The following is a 19,231-nucleotide window of genomic DNA, read 5'->3' as shown; positions in this document are numbered from 1 at the left end:
GGCTGATGAGCGGCGATGAGCGGCCGGTGGGATGAGGGGGCGCGGGTGGGACCGGGGGAACGTGTCCCACCCGCGCCAGTGCGCAGAGCCGAAGGTACGGGGGGAACCCCGGCTCCATGCGCGGCCGATGACCAGTCGGCTCACTCAGTACTGCGCCGGCGAGCCGAAAAGTGTCACACCTCGTGTGTCACGGCCTCCGCGGCGGCCGGCGCGGGCGTCTGCACGGGGGCGGCGGCGGCGTTACGGGCGTGGCTCCGGCCCTTGCCCTGGCCACCGGCTCGGCTCTTGCCCGGGTCGCTTCCCGGGGCACCGCGCGAGCCGTCCTTCCCGTGACCCGTGCCCTTGCCGCCGGCACCGGAGGATCCGGCGGTGGTGCCCCCGCCAGCCCCCGAGGATCCGGCGGAACCGGCTCGATCGCCCTCTCCGTCGGCGGAGCCGTCCTCTTCCTTGCCCTCGCCGCCCGAGGAGTCGCCGCCGGACGTGCGGCCGGTCGCGCCGGTCACACCGCCCGTAGCGGCTGAGCCGCTCGCTCCGGCCGAGCCGCCGGCCAGGACGCGGTCGCAGAAGCCCGAGACGCTCTCGCCCTTCCTGGCCTCGCCGGCGAGCCGCTGCCGGTCGCCGTCGCCGAGGCGTCCGGCGCGGTGGTCCAGGCACCACTTGACGGTCTTGGCGCGCACGGCCGCGGCGTTCTCCCCGGAACCGTCCGCGCTCTTCCGGGGCGTCGGGTCACCGCCGTCCGTGCCGCCGGGGCCGGCGGTGGCGGGGGGCGCGGTCGACGAGGGCGAGGGGCCGGGGGAAGGGCCGTCGCCGGTCTCCGGTGGCGCCGACGGCGTACCCGTGCCGGCGGTGTCACCGGGGGAGTCCGAGGCGAGGGGCTCGGGGGTGTCGGCCACCGTGACGGACACGGCGGGCTCGGGGGCGTCGTCGAACGGCCGGGGCAGCAGCCCCGTGCCGGCGGCGACGGCGACCCCGCCGACGGCGACGGCCGCGACCGCGGCGGCCAGGCCGTACCGCAGCGAGCGGCCCCACCGGCGGGCGGCGGGCAGCGGCGCCGCGACCCGTACGCGGTCGAGCTCGGCGACGGGCCCGGGCGCGTCGGCGGGCGAGGGGATGAGGGGTGAGGGGGCCGGGGACGAGGCGGCGAGAGACGCCCGCTCGGCCGTGGCCTTGCGGAAGGCGGCCAGCGCGGCCGCCTCGCCGGGGAGCTCGGCCTCCGCCGCGAGGACGGGTGGCAGGGGACGCGCCGACGCGAGGGCCTGCGCGAGGCGTTCGGCCTGCTCACGGGCGTGATCGTCGACGGGGTCGACCGGCTCGCCGCGCAGCAACCGCTCCGCGGCCTCCTGGTCGAGCCACTGGTACCGCTCGTCGGCCATCACATGTCCTTCTGCGTACGCGCGCGCGATTGCGTCACACCACCGGGGGCCGGGGCCTCCGGTCTGCGACCGCGTTGCGGCGGTACGCCCCCGAGCGGGGCCGTGCCGGCGTCGGCGCCGTCGGCGCCGAGGAGTTCGGCGAGCCGCTTGAGGCCGCGGTGCGCCGCGGTCCGTACGGCCCCGGGGCGTTTGCCGAGGGTGTCGGCGGCGCTCTTGGCGTCCAGACCGACGACGACCCGCAGGACCACGGCCTCGGCCTGGTCCTGGGGGAGTTGTGCGATCAGATTCATCGTGTGGCCGGTGGCCAGTGCTTCCATGGCCTCGTCCGCCGTGTCGGACTCGGCGGGCTTGTCGGTGAGTTCGGTCTCGTCTCCACCCACGGCGGGGCGTCTGCCGCGCATCCGGATGTGGTCGAGCGCCCGGTTGCGGGCGATACGGGCCGCCCAGCCGCGGAACCGGTCGGCGTCGCCGCTGAAGCGGTCGAGATCGCGGGCGATCTGGAGCCAGGCCTCGGAGGCGACGTCCTCGGCGTCGGCGTCGCCGACGAGCGTCCTCATGTAACCGAGCAGCCGGGGATGCACGGCGCGATACACAGTACGGAAGGCGTCTTCGTCCCCGTCCTGCGCAGCGAGCACCGCGGCCGTCAGCTCCGCGTCGTCCCCCAGCACTCCCCACAACCTGTTCGTCATCGCGGCTGGTCACCACCGCCACCACGCCGCCCGGCGCAGAGCAGCACGCTACGTCCTTTCCCGTGGCGGCGTCCATGTTCGTCCGCTCTTTGTACAAACTGCAACCTTCAGCTGACCGCATGTGGTGTGACAGAAAACGCATGCACGGCGCTGAGAGAAGTACGGGGCCGTGCTGCGGCCCCGGCGGACGGCGACCGGGGCCTCTCCTGTGGGGGGTGGCGGCCCCGGTCGTCCTCCTTTTCCGGCCGGGTACGCGCTGACCGCTCGGCCGTTCAGGGGGCCGCGCGCACACGGGCCTCGACGCACTCCCGTTCGCCCTCGGCCGACGCGGGCCGGAAGCAGGCCCGGACCGTGCTGCCGGGGCGGGCCGCGGCCATCTCGGTGAAGACGTACGTTTCCGCGTCGGCCCTGTTCTCGACGCGCACCTCGTGGGTCGGGCCGCCCGCCGTGATCTCCACCTGGTCGCCGATCCGGGTCCCCCACGTCCGGGCCCAGCTCGCGCCGCACTTCTCGCTGTAGCGCAGCTCCACATGGGCGCCGGTGGCGGTGCGGTACGTGGTGAGGGTGTCGGGGCCGATGCCGCAGACCAAGCGCATCGGGTCCAGGCCCTCGCAGGCGGCTCCATGACACTGAGGGGCGAGGGAGTACGGGGCGGAAGCCGGCAGCGGTTCGTCCTCCGCGGCCTCCCGGTCCGGCAGCAGGAGGACCGCCAGGGTCACCACGACGCCGATCACCGTGTACGCCGAGGCCAGCGCCAGCAAGAGCCGGCCCCCACGGCCGCGCGGCCGTCCGCTCTCCGGAGGCCGGGGCGGTACCTGCGGCTGTGGTTCTCGCGGCTGTGGCCGGGGGCGCGACTCGGCGGCGGCCGGGGCGGGAACCGCCGCGCGTCCGCTCCAGTCCGCCTCGGCGATCTCCCACAGGGCCAACAGCCGTCCGTCCGGTTCGTTCGCGACCCGGCACAGCTCCCGTACGGCCTGACGAGGAGGCAGGCTCTTGCCGTTGAGGTAGCGCTCCCACGAGGACTTGCTGTACGCCGTGCGTGCCGACAGCGCCGCCAGGCTCAGACCCGTACGGGCCCGCAGCTCCCGCAGCACCGCGGTCAGCCGCGCGCGCTCCGCGGTCACTCCGGCGCCACCGCCCGGAGGGCCTTCCAGGTGTGCGGGCCGATGACACCGTCCACGACCAGCCCGTCCCGTGTCTGGACGCGCTCGACCGCACGCTGTGTCTTCGGGCCGAAGACGCCGTCGATCTCGCCGGGCGAGATGCCCGCCCGGCGCAGCAGGCACTGCGCCTCGGCCACTTCGGGCCCCACGTGGGTGTACGCCAGGATGGTGTCCGTGGTGCGGCTGAGGCCCGCGTACCAGCGGCCGTCACGCCGCTCCGGCCGGCAGGTGTATATGACCGGCACCAAGGACTCCGACACGGTGGCCGGGGCCGCCGCGACCGTACCGGCGCGGGCGTCCGCGAGCTCGGCGCGGGCGTCGGCGAGCCGGACGGCGAGCAGGAGCGCCGCGGAGACGGACAGCACCAGGGCCACCGCTCCCGCCGTGACCAGGGCGGGTACGCGACGCCCGTACGGCTGCCGCTCCGTGGGCGTGTGTGCCGGCGCCGAGGGGGCGCTCTCCGGGGCACCGGCGGTGGCCACGCGGCCCTCCGCCCAGCGCTCGGCGGCGAGCTCGTGCAGCACCAGCAGCCGGGTCGGGTCGTCACCGCCGATGCGGGCCATCGCCTCGACGGCCTTCCGCGGCGGCAGTGACCGGCCGTTCAGATACCGCTGCCACGACCTCGCGCTGTAACCGGTCTTCGCCGCCAGTTGTCGCGTACTCAGTTCGCCGCGGTCCTTCAGTCTGCGCAAGCGCACGAGCAACTGGTGGACGTGTGGATGCAGTTCCGCGGGCAGCGCCTTCCAACGCGACATGTTCTCCCCCACTCGCGTCAGGGCCCGCTGGTCCGGCCCTCCGTGTCAGCGGCCTCATTCTGCATCAGCCGTCACAGCGTCGTTCGCGGAACGGTGACCCCGCCCTGGAACAGAATCGGCCACTCCCGCTCTTGGCCGTCCCGCCGTGCCGACTCGGCGGGCGGCGTCCCAGCAGGTCAGCGCGTGGGACGTCCCCGGCTGACGCCACTTTCATGTCGGCTGTGGCCGGACATCGCGCCGAACCCGCAGTCTCGTTGCGGAGCCGTCCGGTGCGGACGCTCCGCCCATGCCACCTCATCAGGAGCGTTCCCATGAAGCTGAACAGAAAGCTGGCGGCGACCCTGCTCGCCTCCGCCGGACTGGCCGCGACCCTCACCCCGCTGACGGCCTCGCCCGCCTCGGCCGCCGGCATGCACGGCTGCTCCTACCCGCGCGTGTGCGTGTACAGCGGCTCCTACTCCAGCGGCAGCATCATCGGCTGGTTCCAGGACACCTACTACCAGAACATGCCACCCGCCATACAGAACGACCCGGACGCGGTCGTCAACACCCGTGACGACGATTCCGTCTGGCTGATCGACACGGGCGCCTCCCCGGACGCCTACATCTGCATCCCGAAGAACAGGGCCGTGAACCTCGGCAGCTACAGGCACCCCGGCGGCACCAGCTGGGCGAACCGCGTCGACACCATCAAGATCTGGGGCGATCCCGACAACGGGCTGTGCAGCGGAGCCAACGACGTGCGGCAGGGCCGCATTCCCGACGGCTGGCGTCCCTGACACACGCGGCCGTTCCCCGGGCCTCGGGTCCGGGGAACGGCCGTGACACCGCTCCTCCTTCTCCGCCCGGGACGTCACTCCCCCGGGACCCCGGCGTACCAGCGCCACGAAGTGCGCCGCTCCCGCCCGGGGAGTCCGCCCCGGCCGGTCGCCCACAGCAGGGTCGGCCAGCGCTCCGTGTCCGTCGGGGCGTCCGGGAAGAGCCGGGCGAGGACCCGGTCGCAGAGTCCGGCCGGCGGGTTCCACGGAACGCCCAGGCCACGGGCGATGTCATGGGTGTGGACGAGCACTTCGACGATGCCCATGGCCGCGAAGCCGGCCGCGTCGGAGATCCCGAAGCAGTGGTACGCGCGCCGGTCGGCGGGGGCCGTGCGCACCAGGGCGGCCAGCATCGCGCCGCAGGACTCCAGGACCTGCAGGAGGCCGGTGACGCCGCCGGCGGGATCGGCGTAGGTGACGTTGGCGGGGCCGCCCTCCCTCCGCCGCTCCCAGCGGAAGGGCACCTCCTTGTCGAGCGGCGGTGCCTCCGCGCCGATCTGGGCCGCGTAGGCGAACAGGTCGTCGGCGAGGTGTTCGGCGGTCTCCCAGCAGCTCCAGGTCAGGGTCCCGGCGGGCCGCTCCCACTCGGCGGCGGTGGTGCCGGCCGAGGCGCCGCGCAGGGTGGTGAGGGCGAGGCGGACGGCGTGCCGGAGGTCGTCCGCGGCCATGGCGTGCTCGGGCGTCGTCATGGCGATCATCATGACGAGCTTCGAACTGTCAACTGACGGTTGACACCTCGGTGACTGTCAACCTAGGGTTGCACCCATGACGAAACCAGTCGGCATGACCCCTCCCGTCCGGCTCGACGACCTCATCGAAGCGATCAAGAAGGTCCATACGGACGCGCTCGACCAGCTCTCCGACGCGGTCATCGCGGCGGACCATCTCGGCGATGTGGCGGACCACCTCATCGGCCACTTCGTCGACCAGGCCCGGCGTTCGGGCGCCTCCTGGACCGATATCGGCCGGAGCATGGGCGTGACCCGGCAGGCGGCCCAGAAGCGCTTCGTCCCCAAGGACCCCGACGCCACCGCGCTCGACCCCGGTGAGGGCTTCGGCCGGTTCACCCCCCGGGCGAGGAACGTCGTCATGGCCGCCCACAACGAGGCCGCGGCCGCGCGCAACGCCGAGACGCTCCCCGGCCATCTGGCCCTCGGCCTGCTCGCCGAACCCGAGGGGATCGCCGTCCACTGGATCACCTCGCGGGGGGTGACCCCGGAGCAGGTGCGCGAGGCCGTCACGGCGACGCTCCCCCCGGCGGTCGAGGAGGTGCCGTCGCTCATCCCGTACGACGCGGGGGCGAAGAAGGTACTGGAGCTGACGTTCCGGGAGGCCCTGCGCCTCGGGCACAACTACGTCGGTACCGAGCACATCCTGCTGGCGCTGCTGGAGTTCGAGGACGGCAAGGGGGTCCTGACGGGCCTGGGCCTCGACAAGGCGACGGCGGAGCGGGACATCGCGGAGCTGATCGCGTCGGTCTCGCTGCCGGGCCAGGAGGCATGACCATCGGCCGGGCCCCCGCCGGGCGCCCGGCCACCATGCTTGGTCGCCCTGCGCCGGCGAGGGCTTCGTCAGGCCGTGCGGGCCCGGCGGGAGACGACGGCCCGGAGCACCCGGCCGCCCTCCGTGGAGAGTTCGCGGGCCCGGCGCAGTCCGGTCGGGCCATGGGCGACCGATTCGAGGACGGTCTCCTGCCGGCGCAGCTCACCGGCGACCAGCGGGCCCGCTCCGGTCCCGTCCCCGGCGCGGCAGCGCGCGATCGCCTCGTCGGTGACCTCGCCCGCGTCGTACCGGCCGTGCAGGGCCAGCGCGGTGACGGAACACCCGGAGGCCCACTCCCGCAACGGCCCCTCGGCCCACTCGGCGGGCGCGGCGTCCAGCATCGCGCGTACGAGCCCGGCCGCCTCGTCGTCGTCCCCGGGGGCGTCCAGCTCGACCCGGGCCTTGGCGATCGCCTCGCCCCACGCCGCGCCGTCGCCGCGCGCGACCGCCGCCCAGACAGGCCGCAGCACCTCTCCGCCCTGAGGGGCGAGCAGCGGCAGGCAGCGGTCCAGGCAGGCGAGCCCGGCAGCCGCCAGACTCCGCTCGTCGGCCCGGTCGATCAGTTCCAGCAGGCTCATGGAGGCCTCCCGTTGCGGACGCAGTACTCCCCTTACTGCGCCGCCTGGCGCGATTACGTCACTGCGCGGCCGGAATCATGCCAGTCGCCTTCGCGTGCTGCATAGAGGACGGACGGGACTCCTACGACCCCGGCCCCCCGTGGGTCTTCTCGTCGAACACCTCGACCGGGCACTTGGCCCGGGTGGCCCGCGCGCCGGCCCCGAGCCGGCCGTCACTCGTCACCAGCGGTACGTCGTACCCCTCGGCGAGCGCCACGTGCAGAGCGTCGTACGCACTGAGGTTCGCGTCCAGCTCGCGTACGCGCGGCAGCAGGAACAGCTGCTCCGACCTGCGCAGCGGCAGGTCCGAGAAGGCCGCGCGGGCGTGCTGGCAAGCCCCTCCGGCCTCAGCGCACCTGGCCCGCCAGCGCCCTGAACCGCTCCCACGTCATCGCCGGGGCCCGCTCGTCCCACAGTTTCTGCGCCGTCGCCGTCAGCGGCATCCGGATCCCGGCCGCCACCTGCGCCTGCGTCTGCGCGCCCGACAGGTCGCACCAGACCGCGAACCGGCCGCCCAGGATCTGCGGCCCGTAGCGCGCCGGCACCGGTGTCGTGCCGCGCAGCACCAGGGGTGTCCACTGCTCGTAGATGCGGCGGCCCGTGGGGTACGTGAACTGGTTCGGCTCGCCGAGGACGTAGTAGAGGAACTCGTCGTTGAGGTTCACGACCTTGCGGCCCTCGGCCAGGTACTCGGCCGGCGGCCGGGCGCCGATCTCCTTGCCGGTCCAGTACTCGACCTCGATGCGCTGGTCGGCGTGGACGACCCCGCCGCGGAAGAAGCCGTCGTTCCACGCCTTGGCCGTCTTGCCCGCCGCGCGCACGACGGCCGCGCGGTCGTTCAGCCAGCCCTCCGCCAGATCCTGCACCCCCGCCGACGCGCCGTACTTCTCCCGCGCGGCCCGCGCGAGCTGCGGATAGGAGGCGGCCGGGTCGCTCACGGTCAGCGCCTGGTACTCGTCCGCGCCGACGTGGAACCACCGGCCGGGGAACAGCTGCGCGTACTCGCGCAGCAGATCGTCCACGATCCGCGCCGACTCGGGCTTGGAGATGTCGATCGCGCCCTGCCTCGCCGTCCCCTGGACGTTGCGCAGCTGGAGGTCCGGGTGGGCCCGCAGGACCGCGCCGAGGTGTCCGGGCGAGTCGACCTCCGGTACGACCGTGATGTGCAGGCTCCGGGCGAGCGCGATGATCCGGCGCACCTCGGCCTTGGTGAGGTGCTGGGCGGAGACGATCTCGGGGTGGCTGTCGGAGGCGATCCGGAAGCCCTGGTCGTCGGCGAAGTGCAGCCCGAACTGGTTGAGCTTGAGGTCGGCCATCTCCCGCAGCCGGTCCTCGATCCAGGCCGCGGTGAAGTGCTTGCGCGCGGTGTCGACCTGGAGGCCGCGCTGCGGTTTCGCCGGCCGGTCCCTCACCACGCCCTCCGGCATGGCGCCGGAGCCTTTCACCGACTGCTTGAGGGTGCGGGTGCCGTAGAAGACCCCGGCCTGGTCCGGGCCGGTGATCCGGACCCGGTTGTCTCGGGTCGTCAGGGTGTACGACTCGGCGGCGCCGTTCCCGCCGAGCGCCAGCTCGACGTCGCCCGCGCGGGCGGCGACGGCCCCGCGGTACTGGATCCTGAGCTCTCCGGCGAGCAGCCGCCCCTCGTCGGCGAGGCCCTCGCTGCCCCGGGCGACGACGACACCGGCCCCGGGCACGGGCCGCCAGCCGGGGCCGCGGGCGGCCTCGTGCGAGCGGACGGCTGGCACGGTGAGCGGCGCCGTCGAGAGCGGATACGTCCGGGTGGGGGTCGGGGTGGGCGTGGGGCTCGGCGCCGTACCCGTACCGGTGGTCGGCCCGGTGGTCGGCGCGCCGACCGCGGACGGCGGGGTGCGGGGGCCGGAGGCGGTCCCCGCGGAACCCTCCGGCGACCCGCCGGCACAGGCCGCGACGGTGACCCAGACCACCGCGGCCGCGAGCAGAGCCGGGCCCCTGTGGGACCCACGTATGGAGTACCGCATCACTCGGAATCCTCCCTCGGGGAACGGAGTGGGGCCATTCGGGGGCACGGAGCCCGGGGCACGTACGTCCACTGCCGTATCCCAAACTCTCCCTTCCGGGTGAAATTCGCGCATCCGTCGGACGGCTACCCCTTCCCGTCGATAACGTTGCGCCACATTCACCCCACCCTTCCCGGAGCCCACGCTGACCAGCGACACCCACGCCCCCTCACGGAACCTGGGCTCCCCCGCCATACGCGCTCCGCAGGGCGGTCAACGGCACCCCACCGGACTCGCGGGTTTCAACGCCGCCGCGCCCGGTCTCGCCGAGGAGCTGCTCCTCGGCTGCTGCGCCAGCCGCCGTTGGGCCGAACGGGTGGCCGCGCACCGTCCGTATCCGACGCTGGACGCCCTGCTCGCCGCCGCCGACGAGGCGGGTTACGACCTGTCCGCCGCCGATCTCGACGAGGCGCTGGCCCAGGAGTCCTCGGCCGCGTCCGCCGCGCTGCACCCGCACGCCCCGGCGGCCGCGCTCACCGCGCTGCGGGCCGCCCGCGCCGCGTACGAGAGCCGATTCGGACACGCGTTCGTCATCAGCCTCGACGGGGTGAGGCCGGGCGAGCGGCTGGACCAGGTCCTCGCCGCCCTCCGGTCCCGGCTCGGCAACGAACCGGACGAGGAGCGGGCCATCACCGCCGACGAACTGCGCCGGCTCGCCCGTACGCGCCTGGTCCATCTGGTGTCCCGGCAGAATCTGTCCGGAATGCGGTGATCCGGGCTTGTGCGATAGCCCGTCCGTGCCTGTTTGATCACACCTATGGACCCCGCGCGAACGAACCGACAACTCGTCGCTACGATGACCAGGGCCGGTGGACCGTACCCGGCCGGGTCAGACCGACACTGAAGCCGGCCGACCCTGATCCCCGCTCCCGGAGGGTTTTTCCGTGCCGGCTGGAACGCTGTACCGCGGCCGGGAAGGAATGTGGTCCTGGGTGGCTCATCGAGTCACCGGCGTCCTCATCTTCTTCTTCCTGTTCGTACACGTGCTGGACACCGCTCTCGTCCGCGTCTCCCCCGAGGCCTATGACGAAGTCGTCGCCACGTACAAGACGCCGCTCGTCGCACTCCTTGAGTACGGCCTCGTGGCCGCCATCCTCTTCCACGCGCTCAACGGCCTTCGCGTCATCGCCGTGGACTTCTGGTCCAAGGGCCCGCGCTACCAGAAGCAGATGCTCTGGACCGTCGTGGGCATCTGGGTCGTGCTGATGGCGGGCTCCCTGTACCCCATCCTCGGCCACGCCGCACGTGAACTGTTCGGGAGCTGACGCCAGACATGTCTGCTGACACCTCTACCGCTATCGGTCCCGTCGAGGGCGGTGCCCACTACGACGTGGACAACCCCGCGCCGTACATCGAGGCTCCCCGCAAGCGCACGGGCAAGACCCCGCGGGCGACCCGCGGCAACTTCGAGATGGCCGCATGGCTCTTCATGCGCCTCTCGGGCATCGTCCTGGTCGTCCTCGTCCTCGGCCACCTGCTGATCCAGCTCTACCTGGACGGCGGCGTCTCCAAGATCGGCTTCGCCTTCGTCGCCGGCCGCTGGGCGTCCCCGTTCTGGCAGGTCTGGGACCTGCTGATGCTGTGGCTGGCCATGCTCCACGGCGCCAACGGCCTCCGCACGGTCATCAACGACTACGCGGAGCGGGCCAGCACGCGCCTGTGGCTCAAGGGCCTGCTGTACACCGCCACGGTGTTCACCATCCTTCTGGGCACGCTGGTGATCTTCACCTTCGACCCGAACATCCGCTAGGCACGGGGCTGAGGTAATCCACTCATGAAGATCCACAAGTACGACACCGTCATCGTCGGCGCCGGTGGCGCCGGCATGCGCGCCGCCATCGAGGCGACGAAGCGCAGCCGCACCGCCGTGCTGACGAAGCTCTACCCCACCCGCTCCCACACGGGCGCCGCGCAGGGCGGCATGGCCGCCGCGCTCGCCAACGTGGAGGAGGACAACTGGGAGTGGCACACCTTCGACACGGTCAAGGGCGGTGACTACCTGGTCGACCAGGACGCCGCCGAGATCCTGGCGAAGGAGGCCATCGACGCCGTCCTCGACCTGGAGAAGATGGGCCTGCCGTTCAACCGGACCCCGAACGGCACCATCGACCAGCGCCGCTTCGGCGGCCACTCCCGCAACCACGGCGAGGCCCCGGTCCGCCGGTCCTGCTACGCCGCGGACCGCACCGGCCACATGATCCTCCAGACGCTGTACCAGAACTGCGTCAAGGAGGGCGTGGAGTTCTTCAACGAGTTCTACGTCCTGGACCAGCTGATCACCGAGGTGGACGGCGTCAAGAAGTCCGCCGGTGTGGTCGCCTACGAGCTGGCCACCGGCGAGATCCACATCTTCCAGGCGAAGGCCGTCATCTACGCCTCCGGCGGCACCGGCAAGTTCTTCAAGGTGACGTCGAACGCCCACACCCTGACCGGTGACGGCCAGGCCGCCTGCTACCGCCGCGGCCTGCCCCTGGAGGACATGGAGTTCTTCCAGTTCCACCCGACGGGCATCTGGCGCATGGGCATCCTGCTGACGGAGGGCGCCCGCGGTGAGGGCGGCATCCTCCGCAACAAGGACGGCGAGCGCTTCATGGAGAAGTACGCGCCGGTCATGAAGGACCTCGCGTCCCGTGACGTCGTCTCGCGCTCCATCTACACGGAGATCCGCGAGGGCCGCGGCTGCGGTCCCGAGGGCGACCACGTCTACCTCGACCTGACGCACCTGCCGCCGGAGCAGCTGGACGCCAAGCTCCCGGACATCACCGAGTTCGCCCGTACGTACCTCGGCATCGAGCCCTACACGGACCCGATCCCGATCCAGCCGACCGCGCACTACGCCATGGGCGGCATCCCGACCAACGTGATGGGTGAGGTCCTCAGCGACAACACCACCGTCGTCCCGGGTCTGTACGCGGCGGGCGAGGTCGCCTGTGTCTCCGTGCACGGCGCCAACCGTCTGGGCACCAACTCGCTCCTGGACATCAACGTCTTCGGCAAGCGGGCCGGCATCGCCGCCGCCGAGTACTCCGCGAAGTCGGACTTCGTCGAGCTGCCCGAGAACCCGGCGGAGTTCGTCGCCGAGCAGGTCGAGCGGCTGCGCAACTCCACGGGTACGGAGCGGGTCTCCGTCCTCCGCAAGGAGCTGCAGGAGACGATGGACGCCAACGTGATGGTGTTCCGTACCGAGCAGACCATCAAGACGGCGGTCGAGAAGATCGCCGAGCTGCGCGAGCGCTACCTGAACGTGTCCATCCAGGACAAGGGCAAGCGCTTCAACACCGACCTCCTGGAGGCCATCGAGCTGGGCAACCTGCTCGACCTGGCCGAGGTCATGGCCGTCTCGGCCCTGGCGCGCAAGGAGTCCCGCGGCGGCCACTACCGCGAGGACTACCCCAACCGCGACGACGTCAACTTCATGCGCCACACCATGGCGTACCGCGAGGTCGGCGCCGACGGCTCCGAGACCGTGCGTCTCGACTACAAGCCCGTCGTCCAGACCCGCTACCAGCCGATGGAGCGTAAGTACTGATGGCTACCCCCGTGCTCGACAAGGTGGAGAAGGACTCCGCCGCCTCGCCGTACATCACGGTCACCTTCCGGATCCGCCGCTTCAACCCCGAGATCTCGGACGCGGCGGTCTGGGAGGACTTCCAGATCGAGATCGACCCCAAGGAGCGCGTGCTCGACGCCCTCCACAAGATCAAGTGGGATGTCGACGGCTCGCTCACCTTCCGGCGCTCCTGCGCGCACGGCATCTGCGGCTCCGACGCGATGCGGATCAACGGCAAGAACAGGCTCGCCTGCAAGACGCTGATCAAGGACATCAACCCGGAGAAGCCGATCACGGTCGAGGCCATAAAGGGCCTCACGGTCCTCAAGGACCTCGTGGTCGACATGGAGCCGTTCTTCCAGGCGTACCGGGACGTCATGCCGTTCCTGGTCACCAAGGGCAACGAGCCGACGCGCGAGCGTCTGCAGTCGGCCGAGGACCGGGAGCGGTTCGACGACACCACCAAGTGCATCCTGTGCGCCGCGTGCACGTCGTCCTGCCCGGTCTTCTGGAACGACGGCCAGTACTTCGGTCCGGCCGCGATCGTCAACGCGCACCGCTTCATCTTCGACTCGCGTGACGAGGCGGGCGAGCAGCGCCTGGAGATCCTGAACGACAAGGACGGCGTGTGGCGTTGCCGCACGACCTTCAACTGCACCGACGCGTGCCCGCGTGGCATCGAGGTCACCAAGGCGATCCAGGAAGTCAAGCGCGCGCTGATCACGCGCCGTTTCTGACCGGTCGCACGGCCGAAGGCCCGTTTCTGTACGCTGCGGCGTGCAGGAGCGGGCCTTTGTCGTTGTGGAAAGCGGGGAGACATGACCGAGCCGAACCCCTACGCGGACGGTGAGTACCAGTGGGGACCCGAACAGCAGGCGGGTGCGCCCGGTTACGGCTACCCGCACGCGGCGTCCGGGCCCGCGTACCAGCCGACGCTGCCGGGCGTACCGGTGCCGCCGCAGTATCCGCCCATGGCGCAGGGCGGGGCACCGCTGCTGGCCCTCGGTGACATCACCGTCGTCGGCGACCAGATCATCACGCCCGCCGGAGCGATGCCGCTCAAGGGCGCGGTGTGGAACGCGATGGACATGTCCCGGACGGAGGAGAAGATGCCGACCGCCGCGATCGTGCTGGCCGTCATCTTCTTCATCTTCTGTCTGCTGGGTCTGCTCTTCCTGCTGATGAAGGAGAAGCAGACGACCGGCTTCATCCAGGTCACCGTCACCAGCGGCGGCCGGCACCACTCCACGATGATCCCGGCGACCGGGCCTGACACCATCCACTGGGTGATGGGGCAGCTCAACTACGCGCGCTCGCTGAGCATGTGAGCCGGTAGGACGCGAGGCCGACGGGCGCACGGGCACGGGTCGGGCACGGGTCAGCCGTGCCAGGCCTCCGTGCCGCCCGGCTCCTCGGCCACCACCATGATCCGGCGCAGCATGTCGTTGAGCAGGACGCGCTCGTCCGCGTCGAGGACGCCGAGCAGCCGGTACTCCTCGTGGCCGAGGACGTCCATCGCGCCGAGCCAGGTCTCGCGGCCGGAGGCGGTGAGTTCGACGACGACACGGCGGCGGTCGGTCGTGGACTGCGTACGGCGGATGAATCCGCGCCGCTCCAGGGCGTCGAGGCGGCCGGTGACCGAGGCGGGGGCGAGGTCGAGGTCCTTGGCGAGCTCGGAGGGGGCGGCGCTGCCGCCTCGGCCGGCGAGCTTGTGCAGGGTGTCGAACTCGTGGCGTTCCAGGTCGAAGTCGAGGAGGGACTGCTCCCGCACCCGGCGCAGATGGACGGAGAGCTTCTTCATCCGGGTGACCGCGCCTTCGACGACGGGGTCGAGGCCGGGCAGGACGGGCTGCCAGCGCGCCACGTGCTCGTCGGTCCAGTCACGCCGCGCCGGTTCCGTGGACTGGGTGGGCTGGGTGGGCTGAGGCTGCTCTGCGGGCTGCGGGGGCTCGGTCGGCTCCATGGGCCGATCGTACGTCGAGGCGGCGGGTCCCTTCGTTCCCGAATATTTCGTTGCCGAATTATTCGGTAACGAAATACATTGGCGGCATGCCCGCCGCGCCTTCCGACACCGCACCCCTCCCCCACCCCCTGCGCAGCCGCTCCTTCCGGCTGCTCCTCACCGGCCGCACCTTCTCCCTCCTCGGGGACGCCGCCATCCCCGCCGCCCTCGCCATCGCCGTCTGGGAGGCGACCGGGTCCGCCTCGGCGCTCGCCCTCGTGCTGGCCTGCGCCATGGTCCCCAAGCTGCTCCTGCTGCCCCTCGGTGGTGTCGTCGGCGACCGCTTCAACGCCCGTACGGTGGCCCTGACCACCGACGTCGTCCGCTGCGTCACCCAGCTCCTGGTGGGCGTACAACTCCTGAGCGGCGAGCCGAGCCTCTGGGTCATCGCCTGCGCCGAAGTGGCCGGTGGCGCGGCCGGCGCCTTCGCCATGCCCACGGGCTCGCCCCTGATCAAGGGAACGGTCGCCCCCGAGTCGCTCCAGCGCGCCAACGCCGCGATGAGCGTCGCCCAGAGCGCCACCCGCGTCGGCGGCCCCGCCCTCGCCGGAACCCTGATCCTGACCGTCGGAGCGGGCTGGGCCTTCGTCCTGGACGCGGCCACCTTCGCCCTCAGCGCGGCCCTGCTCGCCGCCGTACGCGTCAAGCGGGTGCCGATCCCCCGTCGCTCCCTGGCGGCCGACCTCAAGGAGGGCTGGCAGGAGGTCCGCTCCCGCGACTGGTACTGGACCAGCCTGGTCGCCCACAGCGCCTGGAACGGCGCCGCCGCCGTCCTGATGACGCTCGGCCCCGTCATCGCCCTCACCCGGCTGGGCGGCAACGCCACCTGGCTGCTCTTCCTCCAGGTCGGCGCGGTGGGCGTCCTCGTCGGCGCGCTGGCCGCCGACCGGGTGCGCCCCAAGCGCCCGGTCCTGACGGCCAACCTCGGCCTGGCCACGTACGCGCTGCCCCTGCTGCTCCTGGCCCTGCCGGCCCCCGCGCCGGTCACCATCGCCGCGTACGGGATCGCCCAGGCCGGTCTCGGCTTCCTCTCCCCCGTCTGGCAGACCGCCGTACAGGAGGCGATCCCGGCCCACGCCCTGGCCCGGGTCACCTCGTACGACTGGCTGCTCTCCCTGGCCGCGATGCCGGTGGGCTATGCCCTCGCACCGCTCGCCGCCTCCGCCTGGGGGCCCGAAGTGCCGCTCGTCGCCGCCGCGTCGGTCGTCGGCTGCTGCTGTCTGGCGACGGCCCTCGTGCCCGGCGTGCGACGCTTCGGCACCGACCGCTGAGCGCGCCCGGCGCGCAGCCCTAGGGGGCGGCCAGGAAGGTCGTGAGCAGGGCGCTCGTCTCGTCGGGGCGCTCCAGGGCGGGAAGGTGGCCCGCCCACTCCAGTTCGACGTGGCGGGCGGCCGGGAGGAGGGCGGCGAGGCGGGGGCCGATCGCGCGGAAGTCGGCGACGTCGTGGGCGCCGGAGACGACGAGGCACGGCACGTCGATCGCGGCCAGCTCCGGCTCGCGGACCTCCGGGTCGACGGGATGGAACTCCTCGGGCGCGGCGAGCTGGAGCTCGAAGGCGCGCCGCTGCATCGCACGGACTCGCTCGCGGGCCTCGGGCCCGGCCTCCGGTCCGAGCCAGGTGTCGACGTTGAGCGCGACGGCGCCGTCGAGGTCGCCGGACTCGATCAGTTCGTCCTCGCGCTTGCCCCAGGCCCGCAGGTCCGCGCTCGCCTCCTGGCCGGGCACGGCAGGGCAGAGCAGCGCGAGCGCGGAGACCCGGTCGCCGTGGCGGGCCGCGAACTCCAGGGCGATCCGGCCGCCGAAGGAGGAGGCGACCAGGGCGGCCCGGTCGATGCCGAGGGTGTCGAGCAAAGCGCGCAGGTCCTCGATGTGGGTGTGCGGCCGGTCGATCGGGGACTCGCCGAAGCCGCGGAGGTCGCAGCGCACGACCCGGTGTCCGGCGTCGGCCAGGGCCTTGAACTGCGCGTCCCACATCCGTCGGTCACAGACACCGGAGTGGAGGAGGACGACGGCGGAAGAGCCTTCGCCGGCGAGGTCATGAGAGAGCGTCATCCGCCCGACCTTAGGCCGCCGCCACCTCGGCCGCCTCCTCTTTTCACGGCGCACCCGGCTAGGCTCGGGCACCGTGAAGGACGTGAAGGACGTGAGGGACGTGAAGGAAGAGCAGCCCGCGGAGGCCGTCGGGGCCGCCGCCGGGACCGAGGTCCCCGCCCCGGCCGAGGCGGCCAAGCCGCCGAAGAGCGAGCAGACCCGCACCCTCATCCTCGAAACGGCCCTCCGGCTCTTCAGGGAACGCGGTTACGACAAGACGACGATGCGGGCCATCGCCCAGGAGGCCGGGGTCTCCGTCGGCAACGCGTACTACTACTTCTCCTCCAAGGAACACCTCGTCCAGGGGTTCTACGACCGGATCGCCGAGGAGCACCAGGCGGCGGTCGGGGAGATCCTCGACGGCGACGAGAAGGACCTCGCGGCCCGTATCCGCGGCGTCCTCCTCGCATGGCTCGACATCGCCGAGCCGTACCACGAGTTCGCGGCCCAGTTCTTCAAGAACGCCGCCGACCCGGACAGCCCGCTCAGCCCCTTCTCCCCGGAGTCGGAGAGCTCGCGCGAGGCCGTGATCGAGGTCCACCGCCGGGTCATCTCCGGTGCGTCGGTGAAGGTCGACCCCGAACTCGCCGAGCCGCTGCCGCGGTTGCTCTGGCTCCAGCACATGGGCCTGGTGCTGTTCTGGGTCTACGACCGCTCCGAGGGGGCCGCCAACAGCCGGCGCCTCGTCGAGCGGCTCGCCCCGGTCACCGCCCGCGCGATCGCGCTCTCCCGCTTCCGCCTGCTGCGGCCGCTCGTCCGGGAGACGCACGACCTGCTCGCCGACTTCATGCCGACGGCGGCGGGGATGGCCGCGTCGGGCAAGCCCCAGCGGGCCCCGTCGACGACGGCGAAGGCGGCGAAGAAGGCGTCCGCGAAGAAGCCCGCGAAGGCGCGGGGAGCGGAGGACGGGGAGGGCGCCGCCTAGAGGCGGACGCCCGCTAGGAAAGGTTCCTAGATCCAGTCGAGTTCCCAGAGGCGCCAGATGCCCGTGCCGTCGGTCAGGTACTGCGAGCCGGCCACGTCGTCCGTCGCCAGGACGTAGTCCTTCTTCTGCCACAGCGGCACCAGGGGCACGTCCTCGGCGACCTCCAGCTGGATGGCCTCGAAGTCGTTGCTGGCGGCGCCCCGGTCGCCGTACTGCTGCGTCGCGGCGATCAGGGAGTCGACCTTCCGGCTCGAGTAGCCGTTGTGCAGCGTGTTGCCGGTGCCGACGAGCGGCGCGGTGAAGCTGTCGGAGTCGGGGAAGTCGGGGAGCCAGCCGACGGTGTAGGCGTCGTACTCGCCCTTGGCGTACGCCTTCTGGAAGTCCTTCCACTCCGCGGCGACGACCTCGACCTCGAAGAGACCGGTCGCCTCCAGCTGGCGCTTGAGCTCGGCGGCCTCGGCGGCGTAGGTGGCGTCCTCGCGGTAGCCGAGGGTGAACGAGACCGGGGTCTCGACGTCCGCCTTCCTCAGCAGGCTCTTGGCCTTCTTGACGGAGGGGTCCGGATAGGTGTCGTAGAACGCGGTGCTGTGGCCGATGAAGCCCTGCGGGATGAGGGAGTACAGCGGCTCGACGGTGCCCTGATAGGCACCGGTGACGATCGCTGGGCGGTCGATGACGGCGGCGACGGCCTGCCGCACCGCCTTCTCCGCCATCGGCGACCCGGAGCGCACATTGAAGTTGAGGTTCCGGATCTCCGGGCTCTCCGCCTCGGTGATCCGGCCGCTGGTCTCCTTGGTGCTGCCCAGGCCGGCGAGGAACTTCGGCGGCATCTGCCGGTGCGTGACGTCGACCTGCTTGTCCCGCCAGGCGGCGGCGAGCTGCTCGGACGCGGTGAAGTACCTGACGACGACCGGGCCGCCGGCCTTGGTGATCGCGCCCTTGTAGTGCGGGTTGGGCTCGAACCGCGCGCTCTCGCCGGGCTTGTACTCCTTGAGGACGTACGGCCCCGATCCGTCGACCGTGTTGCCCGTGCGCAGCGCGCCGGCCGGGTACTGGCTGCGGTCGACGATCGAGCCGGCGCCCGTGGCGAGCTTCAGCGGGAAGGTCGCGTCCCGGCCGCTGAGGTGGAAGGTGACCGTCCGGCCCTCGGCCACGACGTTCTTCAGGGTCGGGAAGAGCGGCTGGGGGCCGACGTCCGTCTTGATCCTCAGCATCCGCTCGAAGGAGTACTCGACGTCCTGGGCGGTGACCTTGCGGCCGTTGGCGAAGGTGAGGTCGTCCCGGAGTTCGCAGCGGTACGTCGAGAGCTTCGCGTCGGCGAACTTGCAGCTCTCGGCGGCGTCCGGGACGGGGGTGGTGAAGCCCGTCCTGAACGTCAGCAGCGACTGGAACACGTTGCTGTACAGCGCCCAGGAACCGGCGTCGTAGGCGCCTGCCGGGTCCAGCGAGGTGACCTCGTCGGTGGTGCCGACGGTGATGGCGTCGGTCCGTTCCTCGTCGGACGGCAGAAGCTGCCAGCCCCCCAGCCCGGCGGCCACCAGAACTCCACACATGATGAGGATCCGCAGACGGACCGTCGACCGCATTGCCGTGCTTCCTTTTGTCGAGCCCACCCCTGTCGCGGCGGCGCCCGGCCGTGCCGCGATGGCGCTCACCCAATCACACGAAAT

At 72.0% G+C, this 19,231-nt stretch carries 21 protein-coding genes; 10 read left to right on the top strand and 11 right to left on the bottom strand.

Annotated elements, in window-relative coordinates; translation table 11 throughout:
* Nucleotides 1-173 precede the first annotated feature (173 nt).
* The 4 genes from ACIRB4_RS02925 to ACIRB4_RS02910 form a co-directional block, all read right to left on the bottom strand.
* A complete protein-coding gene (locus ACIRB4_RS02925; protein WP_403288040.1) occupies nucleotides 174-1,373 on the bottom strand; it encodes a hypothetical protein in 1,200 nt (399 codons plus the stop codon).
* Nucleotides 1,373-2,041: an RNA polymerase sigma factor gene (locus ACIRB4_RS02920; protein WP_403288654.1), complete on the bottom strand. Its 669-nt coding sequence runs from the start codon at nucleotides 2,039-2,041 to the stop codon at nucleotides 1,373-1,375. The genes ACIRB4_RS02925 and ACIRB4_RS02920 overlap by 1 nt, the downstream gene beginning before the upstream one ends.
* A gap of 293 nt (nucleotides 2,042-2,334) precedes the next feature.
* Nucleotides 2,335-3,186, bottom strand: coding sequence for a DUF2690 domain-containing protein (locus ACIRB4_RS02915; protein WP_403288039.1), 852 nt, complete (start codon nucleotides 3,184-3,186; stop codon nucleotides 2,335-2,337).
* Entirely contained in the window at nucleotides 3,183-3,980 is a 798-nt protein-coding gene (locus ACIRB4_RS02910; RefSeq protein ID WP_403288038.1) for a peptidoglycan-binding protein, read from the bottom strand. Before ACIRB4_RS02910 ends, ACIRB4_RS02915 begins: the two co-directional genes overlap by 4 nt.
* A gap of 311 nt (nucleotides 3,981-4,291) precedes the next feature.
* Between ACIRB4_RS02910 and ACIRB4_RS02905 the strand changes: the two genes are divergently transcribed.
* Nucleotides 4,292-4,759, top strand: a complete 468-nt coding sequence (locus tag ACIRB4_RS02905; protein WP_403288037.1) for a hypothetical protein — start codon at nucleotides 4,292-4,294, stop codon at nucleotides 4,757-4,759.
* Nucleotides 4,760-4,833: 74 nt separating this feature from the next.
* Here the strand turns inward: ACIRB4_RS02905 and ACIRB4_RS02900 are convergent, their stop codons facing one another.
* A complete protein-coding gene (locus ACIRB4_RS02900; protein WP_403288036.1) occupies nucleotides 4,834-5,487 on the bottom strand; it encodes a hypothetical protein in 654 nt (217 codons plus the stop codon).
* Nucleotides 5,488-5,563: 76 nt separating this feature from the next.
* Between ACIRB4_RS02900 and ACIRB4_RS02895 the strand changes: the two genes are divergently transcribed.
* The gene (locus tag ACIRB4_RS02895) at nucleotides 5,564-6,301 is read left to right on the top strand and encodes a Clp protease N-terminal domain-containing protein (protein ID WP_403288035.1); all 738 of its coding nucleotides are present in this window, start codon (nucleotides 5,564-5,566) and stop codon (nucleotides 6,299-6,301) included.
* Nucleotides 6,302-6,369: 68 nt separating this feature from the next.
* Here the strand turns inward: ACIRB4_RS02895 and ACIRB4_RS02890 are convergent, their stop codons facing one another.
* From ACIRB4_RS02890 to ACIRB4_RS02880, 3 genes are all read right to left on the bottom strand, one after another.
* The gene (locus ACIRB4_RS02890; protein WP_403288034.1) at nucleotides 6,370-6,918 is read right to left on the bottom strand and encodes a hypothetical protein; all 549 of its coding nucleotides are present in this window, start codon (nucleotides 6,916-6,918) and stop codon (nucleotides 6,370-6,372) included.
* Nucleotides 6,919-7,039: 121 nt separating this feature from the next.
* The gene (locus ACIRB4_RS02885; protein WP_403288032.1) at nucleotides 7,040-7,174 is read right to left on the bottom strand and encodes a hypothetical protein; all 135 of its coding nucleotides are present in this window, start codon (nucleotides 7,172-7,174) and stop codon (nucleotides 7,040-7,042) included.
* A gap of 130 nt (nucleotides 7,175-7,304) precedes the next feature.
* Nucleotides 7,305-8,954, bottom strand: coding sequence for a glycoside hydrolase family 20 protein (locus tag ACIRB4_RS02880; RefSeq protein WP_403288031.1), 1,650 nt, complete (start codon nucleotides 8,952-8,954; stop codon nucleotides 7,305-7,307).
* Nucleotides 8,955-9,171: 217 nt separating this feature from the next.
* Here ACIRB4_RS02880 and ACIRB4_RS02875 point away from each other — a divergent pair, with 217 nt between their 5' ends.
* From ACIRB4_RS02875 to ACIRB4_RS02850, 6 genes are all read left to right on the top strand, one after another.
* Nucleotides 9,172-9,705 (top strand): 2-oxo-4-hydroxy-4-carboxy-5-ureidoimidazoline decarboxylase, encoded by a 534-nt coding sequence (locus ACIRB4_RS02875; protein ID WP_403288653.1) that lies wholly within the window; start codon nucleotides 9,172-9,174, stop codon nucleotides 9,703-9,705.
* Between the two features lie 172 nt (nucleotides 9,706-9,877).
* Nucleotides 9,878-10,258, top strand: coding sequence for a succinate dehydrogenase, cytochrome b556 subunit (gene sdhC, locus ACIRB4_RS02870; protein WP_356885877.1), 381 nt, complete (start codon nucleotides 9,878-9,880; stop codon nucleotides 10,256-10,258).
* An 8-nt stretch (nucleotides 10,259-10,266) separates the two neighbouring features.
* Nucleotides 10,267-10,743 carry a succinate dehydrogenase hydrophobic membrane anchor subunit gene (locus ACIRB4_RS02865; RefSeq protein WP_403288030.1) on the top strand — a complete coding sequence of 159 codons (477 nt, stop codon included), beginning with the start codon at nucleotides 10,267-10,269 and terminating at the stop codon, nucleotides 10,741-10,743.
* A 24-nt stretch (nucleotides 10,744-10,767) separates the two neighbouring features.
* Entirely contained in the window at nucleotides 10,768-12,522 is a 1,755-nt protein-coding gene (gene sdhA, locus ACIRB4_RS02860) for a succinate dehydrogenase flavoprotein subunit (protein ID WP_403288029.1), read from the top strand.
* Nucleotides 12,522-13,280 (top strand): succinate dehydrogenase iron-sulfur subunit, encoded by a 759-nt coding sequence (locus tag ACIRB4_RS02855; RefSeq protein ID WP_403288028.1) that lies wholly within the window; start codon nucleotides 12,522-12,524, stop codon nucleotides 13,278-13,280. The genes sdhA and ACIRB4_RS02855 overlap by 1 nt, the downstream gene beginning before the upstream one ends.
* An 81-nt stretch (nucleotides 13,281-13,361) precedes the next feature.
* Complete coding sequence (locus ACIRB4_RS02850; RefSeq protein ID WP_403288027.1) at nucleotides 13,362-13,871, top strand: hypothetical protein; 510 nt, start codon at nucleotides 13,362-13,364, stop codon at nucleotides 13,869-13,871.
* A 50-nt stretch (nucleotides 13,872-13,921) separates the two neighbouring features.
* Here the strand turns inward: ACIRB4_RS02850 and ACIRB4_RS02845 are convergent, their stop codons facing one another.
* The gene (locus tag ACIRB4_RS02845; protein WP_403288026.1) at nucleotides 13,922-14,506 is read right to left on the bottom strand and encodes a MarR family winged helix-turn-helix transcriptional regulator; all 585 of its coding nucleotides are present in this window, start codon (nucleotides 14,504-14,506) and stop codon (nucleotides 13,922-13,924) included.
* 86 nt (nucleotides 14,507-14,592) lie between these two features.
* Here ACIRB4_RS02845 and ACIRB4_RS02840 point away from each other — a divergent pair, with 86 nt between their 5' ends.
* On the top strand, nucleotides 14,593-15,816 hold the full coding sequence (locus ACIRB4_RS02840) for an MFS transporter (protein ID WP_403288025.1): 1,224 nt from the start codon (nucleotides 14,593-14,595) through the stop codon (nucleotides 15,814-15,816).
* 19 nt (nucleotides 15,817-15,835) lie between these two features.
* Here the strand turns inward: ACIRB4_RS02840 and ACIRB4_RS02835 are convergent, their stop codons facing one another.
* On the bottom strand, nucleotides 15,836-16,597 hold the full coding sequence (locus tag ACIRB4_RS02835; protein WP_403288023.1) for an alpha/beta fold hydrolase: 762 nt from the start codon (nucleotides 16,595-16,597) through the stop codon (nucleotides 15,836-15,838).
* An 82-nt stretch (nucleotides 16,598-16,679) separates the two neighbouring features.
* Between ACIRB4_RS02835 and ACIRB4_RS02830 the strand changes: the two genes are divergently transcribed.
* Nucleotides 16,680-17,561: a TetR/AcrR family transcriptional regulator gene (locus tag ACIRB4_RS02830; RefSeq protein WP_403288652.1), complete on the top strand. Its 882-nt coding sequence runs from the start codon at nucleotides 16,680-16,682 to the stop codon at nucleotides 17,559-17,561.
* 26 nt (nucleotides 17,562-17,587) lie between these two features.
* Here the strand turns inward: ACIRB4_RS02830 and ACIRB4_RS02825 are convergent, their stop codons facing one another.
* Nucleotides 17,588-19,147 carry an ABC transporter substrate-binding protein gene (locus ACIRB4_RS02825; protein ID WP_403288022.1) on the bottom strand — a complete coding sequence of 520 codons (1,560 nt, stop codon included), beginning with the start codon at nucleotides 19,145-19,147 and terminating at the stop codon, nucleotides 17,588-17,590.
* Nucleotides 19,148-19,231 lie beyond the last annotated feature (84 nt).

The organism is Streptomyces sp. NPDC093600, from assembly GCF_044764755.1.
Classification (GTDB): Bacteria; Actinomycetota; Actinomycetes; order Streptomycetales; family Streptomycetaceae; genus Streptomyces.
This window is presented reverse-complemented; position numbering and strand designations above follow the sequence as displayed.

Excerpts from the sequence above, each read along its gene's own strand:
- ACIRB4_RS02925 (WP_403288040.1), bottom strand. The coding sequence starts at position 1,373 with ATGGCCGACGAGCGGTACCAGTGGCTCGACCAGGAGGCCGCGGAGCGG.
- ACIRB4_RS02910 (WP_403288038.1), bottom strand. The coding sequence starts at position 3,980 with ATGTCGCGTTGGAAGGCGCTGCCCGCGGAACTGCATCCACACGTCCAC.
- ACIRB4_RS02905 (WP_403288037.1), top strand. The coding sequence starts at position 4,292 with ATGAAGCTGAACAGAAAGCTGGCGGCGACCCTGCTCGCCTCCGCCGGA.
- ACIRB4_RS02900 (WP_403288036.1), bottom strand. The coding sequence starts at position 5,487 with ATGACGACGCCCGAGCACGCCATGGCCGCGGACGACCTCCGGCACGCC.
- ACIRB4_RS02895 (WP_403288035.1), top strand. The coding sequence starts at position 5,564 with ATGACGAAACCAGTCGGCATGACCCCTCCCGTCCGGCTCGACGACCTC.
- ACIRB4_RS02890 (WP_403288034.1), bottom strand. The coding sequence starts at position 6,918 with ATGAGCCTGCTGGAACTGATCGACCGGGCCGACGAGCGGAGTCTGGCG.
- ACIRB4_RS02880 (WP_403288031.1), bottom strand. The coding sequence starts at position 8,954 with ATGCGGTACTCCATACGTGGGTCCCACAGGGGCCCGGCTCTGCTCGCG.
- ACIRB4_RS02865 (WP_403288030.1), top strand. The coding sequence starts at position 10,267 with ATGTCTGCTGACACCTCTACCGCTATCGGTCCCGTCGAGGGCGGTGCC.
- sdhA (WP_403288029.1), top strand. The coding sequence starts at position 10,768 with ATGAAGATCCACAAGTACGACACCGTCATCGTCGGCGCCGGTGGCGCC.
- ACIRB4_RS02855 (WP_403288028.1), top strand. The coding sequence starts at position 12,522 with ATGGCTACCCCCGTGCTCGACAAGGTGGAGAAGGACTCCGCCGCCTCG.
- ACIRB4_RS02850 (WP_403288027.1), top strand. The coding sequence starts at position 13,362 with ATGACCGAGCCGAACCCCTACGCGGACGGTGAGTACCAGTGGGGACCC.
- ACIRB4_RS02845 (WP_403288026.1), bottom strand. The coding sequence starts at position 14,506 with ATGGAGCCGACCGAGCCCCCGCAGCCCGCAGAGCAGCCTCAGCCCACC.
- ACIRB4_RS02840 (WP_403288025.1), top strand. The coding sequence starts at position 14,593 with ATGCCCGCCGCGCCTTCCGACACCGCACCCCTCCCCCACCCCCTGCGC.
- ACIRB4_RS02835 (WP_403288023.1), bottom strand. The coding sequence starts at position 16,597 with ATGACGCTCTCTCATGACCTCGCCGGCGAAGGCTCTTCCGCCGTCGTC.
- ACIRB4_RS02825 (WP_403288022.1), bottom strand. The coding sequence starts at position 19,147 with ATGCGGTCGACGGTCCGTCTGCGGATCCTCATCATGTGTGGAGTTCTG.